This window comes from Rubrivivax gelatinosus, from assembly GCF_016583785.1.
Lineage (GTDB): Bacteria > Pseudomonadota > Gammaproteobacteria > Burkholderiales > Burkholderiaceae_C > Rubrivivax > Rubrivivax gelatinosus_B.
Window position 1 is genome coordinate 85,409 of the sequence record NZ_NRRU01000004.1, and the last position, 8,900, is coordinate 94,308.

At 71.4% G+C, this 8,900-nt stretch carries 8 protein-coding genes; 6 read left to right on the top strand and 2 right to left on the bottom strand.

Features of this window, described 5'->3' with window-relative positions; all coding sequences use genetic code 11:
* Window positions 1-73: 73 nt before the first annotated feature.
* From CKO43_RS02290 to CKO43_RS02305, 4 genes are read left to right on the top strand one after another with little or no spacing between them, the layout of a single operon-like run.
* Window positions 74-1,018 carry a histone deacetylase family protein gene (locus CKO43_RS02290; RefSeq protein WP_200377707.1) on the top strand — a complete coding sequence of 315 codons (945 nt, stop codon included), beginning with the start codon at window positions 74-76 and terminating at the stop codon, window positions 1,016-1,018.
* A complete protein-coding gene (locus CKO43_RS02295; RefSeq protein WP_200377708.1) occupies window positions 1,015-1,458 on the top strand; it encodes an acyl-CoA thioesterase in 444 nt (147 codons plus the stop codon). Before CKO43_RS02290 ends, CKO43_RS02295 begins: the two co-directional genes overlap by 4 nt.
* Window positions 1,455-2,153: a nitroreductase gene (locus tag CKO43_RS02300; RefSeq protein WP_200377709.1), complete on the top strand. Its 699-nt coding sequence runs from the start codon at window positions 1,455-1,457 to the stop codon at window positions 2,151-2,153. Before CKO43_RS02295 ends, CKO43_RS02300 begins: the two co-directional genes overlap by 4 nt.
* Window positions 2,154-2,160: 7 nt before the next feature.
* The gene (locus tag CKO43_RS02305) at window positions 2,161-3,147 is read left to right on the top strand and encodes a 2-hydroxyacid dehydrogenase (RefSeq protein WP_200225361.1); all 987 of its coding nucleotides are present in this window, start codon (window positions 2,161-2,163) and stop codon (window positions 3,145-3,147) included.
* Here CKO43_RS02305 and otsB read toward each other — a convergent pair whose 3' ends face one another.
* Both otsB and CKO43_RS02315 read right to left on the bottom strand, forming a co-directional pair.
* Complete coding sequence (gene otsB, locus CKO43_RS02310) at window positions 3,148-3,921, bottom strand: trehalose-phosphatase (protein WP_200225364.1); 774 nt, start codon at window positions 3,919-3,921, stop codon at window positions 3,148-3,150.
* Window positions 3,918-6,161, bottom strand: coding sequence for an alpha,alpha-trehalose-phosphate synthase (UDP-forming) (locus CKO43_RS02315; RefSeq protein WP_200225365.1), 2,244 nt, complete (start codon window positions 6,159-6,161; stop codon window positions 3,918-3,920). Before CKO43_RS02315 ends, otsB begins: the two co-directional genes overlap by 4 nt.
* A gap of 186 nt (window positions 6,162-6,347) precedes the next feature.
* Here CKO43_RS02315 and CKO43_RS02320 point away from each other — a divergent pair, with 186 nt between their 5' ends.
* Both CKO43_RS02320 and CKO43_RS02325 read left to right on the top strand, forming a co-directional pair.
* Window positions 6,348-7,625 (top strand): DNA recombination protein RmuC, encoded by a 1,278-nt coding sequence (locus CKO43_RS02320; RefSeq protein ID WP_200377710.1) that lies wholly within the window; start codon window positions 6,348-6,350, stop codon window positions 7,623-7,625.
* Window positions 7,618-8,799, top strand: a complete 1,182-nt coding sequence (locus CKO43_RS02325) for an MFS transporter (protein ID WP_200225367.1) — start codon at window positions 7,618-7,620, stop codon at window positions 8,797-8,799. The genes CKO43_RS02320 and CKO43_RS02325 overlap by 8 nt, the downstream gene beginning before the upstream one ends.
* Window positions 8,800-8,900: the final 101 nt, after the last annotated feature.

Here is an 8,900-nt window from a genome sequence, read left to right on the forward strand (position 1 = left end):
CAGGCCGTCCGGTGATGCAAGCCCTTTTTGCTGCGGTGCAGCAAACTAGGGGGCGCTTCCTAGAATCGCCCCGATGCGCGCCTTCAGTTCGGACCGTTTCGTGCTGCCGCTGCCGGCGGGGCATCCGTTCCCGATGGCCAAGTACCGGTTGTTGCATGCCGCGGTCGCCGCGACGCTGCCCGGCATCCGGATCCACGAGGCGCCACCGGCGAGCGACGGTGAACTGGCGCTGGCGCACGAGCCCGCCTGGATCACGGCGGTCACCGAAGGCACGACCAGCGCCGCCCAGCAGCGCGAGATCGGCTTCCCGTGGAGCGAGGCGATGGTCGACCGTGCCCGGCGTTCGGTCGGCGCGACGATCGCGGCCGCCCGCGCCGCCTTGTTCGACGGCGACGGCGTCGCCGCCAACCTGGCCGGCGGCACGCATCACGCGTATGCGCACAAAGGCTCGGGCTACTGCGTCTTCAACGACGTCGCGGTGGCGGCGCGGCTGATGCAGGCCGAATGGCACCGGGCCCGGCGCGGCGGGCTGCGTGTGCTGGTGGTCGATCTCGACGTGCACCAGGGCAACGGCAGCGCGGCCATCTTCGCCGACGACCCGACGGTCTTCACGCTGTCGCTGCACGGCGCGAAGAACTTCCCGCTGCGCAAGGAGGCGAGTGACCTCGACGTCGAACTGCCCGACGGCTGCGCCGACGCCGAGTACCTGGCGGCGCTGGATGCCGCACTCGAGGAGACCTGGCGCCGCCTGGGCACGCCACCCGGCCTGGCCTTTTATCTCGCCGGTGCCGACCCGCACGAGAACGACCGCCTCGGCCGGCTCCAGCTGAGCGCCGAAGGCCTGGCCGAGCGCGACCGGCGTGTCTTCGCCGCGCTCGCCGCACGCCGCATCCCGGTGGCGGTGACGATGGCCGGCGGCTATGGCCGCGACATCGCCGTCACCGTCGAGATCCAGCGCCGCACGCTGGAACACGCCTTGGGCGCGCAGCGCGCCTGGGCCGGAGAATCGCCCGCATGAGCCACCGCCCGCAGCCGCTGCCGCGCAGCCACTACCCGCGCTACGACACGATCACGACACGCTGGATGGACAACGACGCCTACGGCCACGTCAACAACGTCGTCTACTACAGCTTCTTCGACACCGCTGTGAACCGCTGGCTGATCGCCGCCGGCGCGCTCGATCCGCATGCCGGCGATGTCATCGGCCTCGTGGTCGAAACCCAGTGCCGCTACTTCGCGCCGCTGTCCTTCCCGCAGCGCGTCGAGGCCGGGCTGCGCGTCGCGCACATCGGCCGCTCCAGCGTGCGCTACGAGCTCGGCCTGTTCGCCGAAGGCGAGCCGCTGACGGCTGCCGCCGGCCACTTCGTGCACGTCTACGTCGACCGGGCCACGCGGCGCCCGGTCGCGCTGCCCCCGGCGCTGGTCGCCGCCCTGCAACCGCTGGTCCTTCCCGCATGACGCCCACGCCCGAATCCATCGCCGCGGTCGACGCCGCGATCAGCTCGCGCCGCTCGATCCGCGCCTTCCGTCCCGACCCGGTGCCACGCGCGACCGTCGAGCGCATCCTCGAACTCGCCTCGCGTGCGCCCTCGGGCACCAACGTGCAGCCCTGGAAGGTGACGGTGCTCACCGGCGCGGCCCAGGCGCGGCTGTCGGCACGCATCCGCGCCGCCTACGACGACCCGGCCGAACGGGCGCGCCACGCCGAGGAGTACGACTACTACCCCGCCGAGTGGGTCTCGCCCTACATCGAGCGCCGGCGCAAGGTCGGCTGGGACCTGTACGGGCTGCTGGGCATCGCCAAGGGTGACAAGGCGCGCATGCACGAGCAGCACGGCCGCAACTACGCCTTCTTCGGTGCGCCGGTGGGCCTGATCTTCACGATATCGCGCGTGCTCGGCCAGGGCAGCTGGCTGGACTACGGCATGTTCCTGCAGAACGTGATGGTCGCCGCCCGTGCGCGCGGCCTGGACACCTGCCCGCAGGCCGCCTTCACGCAGTTCCACCGCATCGTCGCCGACGAGCTGGCCCTGCCGCAGGACGAGATGCTCGTCTGCGGCATGGCTCTCGGTTTTGCCGACCCCGAAGCGCCCGAGAATGCCCTCGTCACCGAGCGCGAGCCCGTCGCGGGTTTCGCGCGTTTCCTGGAGTAGTCGCCGCATGTCCCGTACCGCCGTGCTCGTCGCCCGAGCCGTATTTCCCGAAGTCGTCGAACGCCTGAAGCAGCACTTCGACGTCGAAGCCAACCCCGACGACACGGCCTGGAGCCGCGACGAGCTGCGCGCCCGCCTGGCCGGCAAGTCCGGCCTGCTGGCCACCGGCAGCGTGCCGGTCGACGCCGGTCTGCTCGACGCCTGCCCGCAGCTGCGTGTCGTCGCCAACATGGCGGTGGGCTACAACAACCTCGACATCCCCGCCTTCAATGCCCGCGGCGTGCTGGCGACGAACACGCCCGAGGTGCTGACCGAAACCACCGCCGACTTCGGCTTCGGCCTGATGCTGGCGGCCGCGCGCCGCATGAGCGAGGCCGAGCGCTACCTGCGCGCCGGCGAGTGGAAACGCTGGCGCTACGACACGCTGACCGGCAGCGACGTGCACGGCGCGACGCTGGGCATCCTCGGCATGGGCCGCATCGGCCAGGCGATCGCACGCCGCGGCGCGCTCGGTTTCGGCATGAAGGTCATCTATCACAACCGCAGCCGGCTGCCGGCCGAGCAGGAAGCACCGATCGGCGCGCGCTGGGTCGACAAGGCGACGCTGCTGGCCGAGGCCGACCACCTGGTGCTGGTGCTGCCCTACAGCCCCGAGAGCCATCACGCCATCGGCGCGGCCGAGCTGGCGGCGATGAAGCCGACGGCGACGCTGACCAACGTCGCGCGCGGCGGCATCGTCGACGACCGGGCGCTGATCGCGGCGCTGCGCGAACGCCGCATCGCCGCCGCCGCGCTCGACGTCTACGAAGGCGAGCCGGCCTTCGATCCCGGTTTCCTGGATCTGCCCAACGTCGTGCTGACGCCGCACATCGCCAGCGCGACGGTGGCGACGCGGCGTGCGATGGCCGAGCTGGCGGCCGACAACCTGATCGCGGCGCTGACCGGCGGCACGCCGCCGACACCGATCAACCCCGAGGTGCTGGCGGCGCGCTGATCAGGCGCGCGGCGGCAGCAGCGCCAGCAGCTCGTCGAGCAGCTGCGCGATCTCGGACTGGCTGTCGAGGAAGAAGCGGGCGCGCGAGCTCTGGTCCTCGCGCCCGACACGCACCGTCAGCCAGTGCAGCGGCGCACGCTCGAAGACGACCTCGTCGTTGACGTCGTCGCCGACGAAAAGCGCGGCGCCGCAGCCGGCGTCGGCGACGAGCGAAAACAGCGCGTCGGCCTTGTCCGGCACATCGGCGCCGACGACGTTGACGACACACTTGCCGCCGAAACGCCGCAGGCCCTCGCCCAGCGGCACCAGCAACTGGTCTATGACCTGCAGCGCCACGTCGCGGTCGCGCGCCAGGCGGTAATGCAGGGCGAGCGAGTGCTGCTTGTCCTCGACGCGCACGCCGGCCGCGGCCAGCTGGGCTTCGGCGGCGGCGAGCTGCGCACGCAGGCCGTCCAGGGCCTGGACGCTGCGCACCGGCGTCGGCGCGATCGGGTTCTCGGCGCCGTGGTTGCCGACGATGCAGCCGGGCTCGAAGCCCAGGCGCGGGCGCACGTCGTCGATGGCGCGGCCGGTGACGATGGCCAGCGGCCGGCGTGCGGCCAGCTGTGCCAGGCGCCGCGACAGCGCTGCCGAGACGCGCGCGTCCTCGGGCCGCGCGACGATGGGCGCCAGCGTACCGTCGAAGTCGAAAGCGAGCAGCGGGTCGCGGCGCGAGACCGCCTCGAGCGCCGCCTGGCCCTCGGGGCCGAAGAGATGGCGTTTGATCGTGTTCATCGGCTGCGGTGGCGGAAGCGCTCGACGCGCGCCTCGATGCGTTCGCGCAGGCGCCAGCGCCCGGCGTCGGCGAGCATCAGGCCGGCCCAGCGGTAGACGTTGGCCTCGCGCACCGTCATGCGCAGGCTGGCCATGCGCTCGCGCTGCTCGGCCTGGGGCATGGTCAGCGCGCGGTGCAGCGCGTCGGCGGTCTCCTCGACGTGATACGGGTTCACGATCAAGGCTTCGTTGAGTTCACGCGCGGCGCCGGCGAAGCGGCTCAGGATCAGCACGCCGGCCTCGTCGTCGCGCGCCGCGCAGTACTCCTTGCAGACCAGGTTCATGCCGTCGTGCAGGCTGGTGACGACGCAGACCTCGCTGGCGCGGTAGAGCTCGTTGACGGCGTCGGTGTCGTGGTGTTCGGCGAGCAGCCGCACCGGTTGCCAGTGTTCGTTGCCGAAACGCGTGTTGATGCGCTCGGTCACTTCCTTGATGCGCTCCTGGAACACGCGGTACTCGGGCAGCGAGCTGCGCGAGGGCGCGGCCACCTGCACGAAGCTGAAGCGGTCGGTCCAGCGCGGGTATTTCTCGAGCAGGCGCTCGACGGCGTGCAGGCGCTCCAGGATGCCCTTGGTGTAGTCGAAGCGGTCGACGCCGCAGGCGATCAGCTGGTCCGCCGGCAGTCCCAGGCGCTGGCGCACATTGCGGCGGCAGTCCTCGACCGAAGGCCAGCGCGCCACCGTGCGTTCGGTCGGCCACTCGATCGAGATCGGGTAGCTCTCGATGAAGGTCTCGTCGTCGCGGTAGGAGACGATCGAGTGTTCGTGCTCGATACGGGCCTCGAGATAACGGTCCACCGTCTCGATGAAGTTCTTGCAGTGGTAGCGGGTGTGGAAACCCAGGATCGTGCTGCCCAGCATGCCTTCGAGCAGTTCGCGCCGCCACGGGCAGATGCCGAAGCTCTCGGGGTTGGGCCAGGGGATGTGCCAGAAGGTGAGGATGGTCGCGCGCGGCAGCTTGGCGCGCACCATCGCCGGCAGCAGCGCGAAGTGGTAGTCCTGCACCAGCACGATCGGGTCTTCGCTGCGCGCCTCGGCGACCACCGCGTCGGCGAAACGCTGGTTGACTTCGCGGTAGCGCTGCCAGTCGGACTCGCGGAACACCGGGCGCACGTGGGCGACGTGGCACAGCGGCCACAGGCCCTCGTTGGCGAAGCCGAAGTAGTAGCCGGCTTCCTCCTCCTCGGTGAGCCAGAGCCGGCGCAGCGTGTAGTCCTCGGCGCCCGGCGGCACACGCACGTGGTCGTTGGCGTCGACCACGTCGCGGTCGGCGCTGCCGCTGCCGTGTGCGATCCAGGTGCCCGAGCAGGCGCGCATCACCGGCTCGACCGCGGTCACGAGGCCGCTGGCCGGGCGCTTGACGACGATGGCGTCGCCTTCGCGCTGGTGGATGTAGGGCTCGCGGTTGGAGACGACGATGACCTCGTCGCCGCGCAGCTGGGTGCGCAGCAGCGAGCGCAGGCGCTCGGCAGTCCACTCCGACTCCAGGCCGAGCGAGCGCCGGTATTCGTCTTCCAGGTCGCGCAGCCGCGACCGCAGCTCCAGCGCCAGCGGTTGCAGTTCGGGCGAGGTCTCGTCGACCAGCGGCCGCACGATGCCTTCGCCGCGCAGCAGCGCGCGAGCGCCGCGCATCCAGCCGCGCCAGCTGACCTGGGCCACGACCATCGTGATCAGCGAGATCGTCACGCCGAGTGCGGTGATCAGGATGATCAGATAGCGCCGCGTGTCCTGGCTGCGGCGCTCGATGAAGCTCATGTCCTGCAGCAGCACGAGTTCGCCGATGGTGCCGTTTTCGCCCTGCACCGGGTACAGCCCGGCGTGCACGCTGCCGCCGGCGATCGAGATCTCGGGGTCCTGGCGCGCCGTCACCTCGCGCACCTGGGCGCAGGACAGCTCGCTCGGGAAGCCGTAGCTCGCCACCGCGAGCCGGTCGCCGGGTTCGCACAGGCCGATCGCGACCATGCGCTCGTCCTGGACCGCGCGGTTGAACAGGCTGCGCAGCCGGTTGGCGCGGCCATCGGCCAGTGACTCGGCGATCGAGTCCGACAAGGTGTTGGCGACGAGGTTGCCGCGGGTGTTCAGGTCGCGGGCGAACCAGCGCAGCGTCAGCCGGTCCATCAACGGCAGCGCCAGGTAGGCGGCGGCCACCAGCGTCGCGACCAGCGGTAGCAGGAAGCGCAGCTGCAGGCGCAGGGTTCGCATCAGGGCAGATGGAGCAGTGGGAGACCGCTGGCTGTTGGGTTCGAGGGGGCCGACTGTACCCAGCGAGGCCTCGAGCCCGGTCTCCATTCGTGAGAACCCTCACGTTTCGCGGGCATGAAGCGGCCGCCGGGTGCCGCGCCGGCCCTGCGGGCCGGTCGGCCGGCTGGCGCCTGAGACAATGGCGTAATGCCCGAATGGATCGTCCCGGCGCTGCTGGCGCTGAACCTGCTGCTGCTGGCGTGGATCGCGCTGCGGCGGCCGGACGACGGTGCCGAGCGGCGGCTCGAAGGCGAACTGCGCGACGAGCTGGCGCGCACCACGGTGATGGTGCGCGCCGATCTGGCGACGCTCCAGCGTTCGCTGCTGGCCCACGGCGGCGAGTCGCAGCGCACCCAGAACGAACAGATCGACGCCATCCGGCGCCAGTTCGCGGCGTCGCAGGTGCAGGCCGAGGCCTCGATGCGGCGCTTCGGCGAGACGCTTTCCGAGAGGCTGCAGGCGCTTTCCGATTCGAACGAAAGGCGGCTCGCGGCGTTGCAGGAAGGCAACGAGCGCAAGCTCGAGCAGATGCGCGCCACCGTCGACGAGAAGCTGCAGGCGACGCTGGAGCAGCGCCTGGGCGAGAGCTTCCGTCAGGTCGCCGAGCGTCTGGAGCAGGTGCACCGCGGTCTGGGCGAGATGCAGACGCTGGCGCGCGACGTCGGTGCGCTCAGCCGCGTGCTCAGCAACGTCAAGACACGCGGCGTCTACGGCGAGGTGCAGCTGGCCGGTCTGCTGGAGCAGGTCTTCACGCCCGAGCAGTACGCGACCAACATCGCCACCGTTCCCGGCAGCGCCGAGCGCGTGGAGTTCGCGATCCGGCTGCCGGGTTCCAAGGACGGCGGCGTGCTGTGGCTGCCGATCGACGCCAAGTTCCCGCGCGAGGACTACGAACGCCTGCTCGACGCCCACGAACGTGCTGACGCCGCCGGTGTCGAGGTGGCGGCGCGTGCGATCGAGATGCGGCTGCGCGCCGAGGCGCGCACGATCCGCCAGAAGTACGTCGCGCCGCCGCACACCACCGACTTCGCCATCCTGTTCGTGCCGACCGAAGGCCTGTACGCCGAGGCGCTGCGCCGCCCCGGGCTGTTCGAGGCGCTGCAGCGCGAGCACCACGTGATGCTGGCCGGCCCGACGACGCTGCTGGCGACGCTCAACAGCCTGCAGATGGGCTTTCGCACGCTGGCGCTGGAGCGGCGTTCGGCCGAGGTCTGGGAGGTGCTGGGCGCGGTCAAGACCGAGTTCGGCAAGTTCGGCGACGTGCTCGCGAAGACCAAGAAGAAGCTCGAGGAAGCGCACAACACCATCGACCAGGCCGAGGTGCGCACGCGCCAGATGGCGCGCCAGTTGAAGGGCGTCGAGGCGCTGCCCGAGACGCGGGCGCTGGAACTGCTGCCTGGCGACGGCGAGGGCCGCGATGGCTGAAGCCCCGCCCGCACGCGCCGGCGGTGGCTGGCTGGCGGCGCTGATCGCCGGCCAGGTGGGCCTGCACGCGGCGATGGCCGGTCTGCGCATGGCCGCGCCGCTGCAGGTGCTGCGCGAGGGTTTCAGTCCCTGGGCCGTGGGCCTGCTGCTGGCGCTGTTCGCGGCGGCGCCGGTGATGCTGGCGATGCACTCCGGCCGCATGGCCGACCGCCACGGCTACCACCGGCCGGTGCGCATCGCCGTCGGCCTGGTGGTGGCGGCGCTGCTGCTGGCGCTGGGCGCGAGCTTCGTCGGCGGCCTGCGCGGCTACCTGCTGTTGTGCGTGGCGGCGATGCTCTCGGGCTCGGGTGCCAACATGGGCATGCTGACGATCCAGCGCAGCGCGGGCCTGGCGGCGCACGACGGCCCCGAGCGCGTGCGCGTCTTCAGCTGGCTGGGCATCGCGCCCTCGTTCTCCAACGTCGTCGGCCCGGTGGCGATCGGCTTCGCGATCGACCTGGCCGGTTTCGGTGCCGGCTACGCGCTGATGCTGCTGCTGCCGCTGGTGACGCTGCTGACCTCGCGCCGCATCGCCCGCACGCCGCCGGTGCCGGCCAAGGTGCACGAGGGCACGGCCTGGGACCTGCTGGACGCGCCGGGCCTGAAGCGGCTGCTGATCGTCAACTGGCTGCTGTCGATGTGCTGGGACGTGCACAGCTTCGCCGTGCCCATCCTCGGCCACGAACGCGGCTACAGCGCGTCGACGATCGGGCTGGTGCTGGGCACCTTCACGCTGTCGGTGACGCTGGTGCGGGCGCTGATCCCCTGGGTGGCGCACCGGCTCGACGAGACCGTGGTCGTGCGTGGCGCGATGCTGGGCACCGGCATCGTGTTCGCGCTCTATCCGCTGGCCTCGTCACCATGGGCCATGGGAGGCTGCGCGGTGCTGCTGGGCATCACGCTGGGCGCGGTGCAGCCGATGATCATGTCGACGCTGCACCAGCTGACGCCGGCACACCGTCATGGCGAGGCGCTGGCCTTCCGTTCGATGGCGATCAACGCCTCGAGCACGGTGATGCCGCTGCTGTTCGGCGCCGCCGGCACCGTCGTCGGTGCCGCGGTGCTGTTCTGGGCTGTCGGCAGCGCGGTCGGCGCCGGCTCCTGGGTCGCGCGCCGCCCGGACGCGGCAGCCTAGAAGCGCAGGCCGCCGTCGTCTGCAGGCGGCGGGGGCGCCGGGGCCGGTTCGGGCTTCGGGGCCGCAGGGCCGCGCGCCGGCGCCGACTCGACCAGCGGCGT